Source organism: Pseudomonas sp. Ant30-3 (assembly GCF_000690905.1).
GTDB lineage: Bacteria > Pseudomonadota > Gammaproteobacteria > Pseudomonadales > Pseudomonadaceae > Aquipseudomonas.
This window is the reverse complement of the sequence record NZ_JMCL01000256.1, coordinates 1-883: the sequence shown is the minus strand read 5'-3', so window position 1 is coordinate 883 and position 883 is coordinate 1. Positions and strand designations below refer to the sequence as shown.

General features: G+C 55.7%; 1 protein-coding gene. It reads right to left on the bottom strand.

What is annotated here, in order from left to right; genetic code table 11:
• Nucleotides 1-160 precede the first annotated feature (160 nt).
• Nucleotides 161-619: an REP-associated tyrosine transposase gene (locus DU29_RS0129225; protein WP_028624833.1), complete on the bottom strand. Its 459-nt coding sequence runs from the start codon at nt 617-619 to the stop codon at nt 161-163.
• Nucleotides 620-883: the final 264 nt, after the last annotated feature.

The window sequence follows — 883 nt, the reverse complement described above, 5'->3', positions numbered from 1 at the left end:
CGAGGGAGCTTGCTCCCGCTGGGCTGCGAAGCGGCCCTTTCTCGTGTGTGATTGTCCGGCGTCATCCGTTGCAGGGTTATGGGGCTGCTACGCAGCCCAGCGGGAGCAAGCTCCCTCGCCACAGGTTGCGGTAAAAATGCAGGCCCCGTTGCAGGATTGATCAAAGCCAACATGCATCCCATAGCGGGTAGTTGCCAATGTTATCCACTAGCCCCGCTCGTATAGGGTTTGCGATGATGTACTGAGCGAATGGCAAAAGGTCTTCGCCGTCACGTATTGCACGGTCGTGGTAGCCGGTTTGCCAGAAAGCACCTTTGCGCTTGGATGCACGGTTAATGCTGAGCGTGCTTCGGGATTTGATTGATTGCATCAATTGTGACAGAGAGCATTGTTCGAGTTGCACGAGCCAGTGAAAGTGATCAGGCATGATGACCCAGGCTAACGAGTTGACCCAGCGATCGTCTTCAGCCCGTCTTAATTCAGCCGCTAGCAGCCGGCCCGTACGCCAATCGCTGAATATGGGGTGGCGTTGATGCACCACACCGGTAATGAGGTACGCGCGGCCTTTTTCTGAAAATCGTCCACTGCGGAGAAGGTGTGATTTGGGTCGGAGATGCATTCCTTTGCTCCAGAGATAGTTACTTCACTTCACCTTAGCCAGACTCCTGTCTGTGCGTAGCTGCAAATTCTGAGGGAAATTTCCGATAGATTCGAAGGACAATTGTGGCGGCCAGGCGTGGCAAGCAATTTTACTCTCACCCGTGGCGAGGGAGCTTGCTCCCGCAGGGCTGCGAAGCGGCCCTTTTTCGTGTGTAATTGTCCGGCGTCGTAGTTGAAGGGTTTTGGGGCTGCTGCGCAGCCCAGCGGGAGCAAGCTCCCTCGC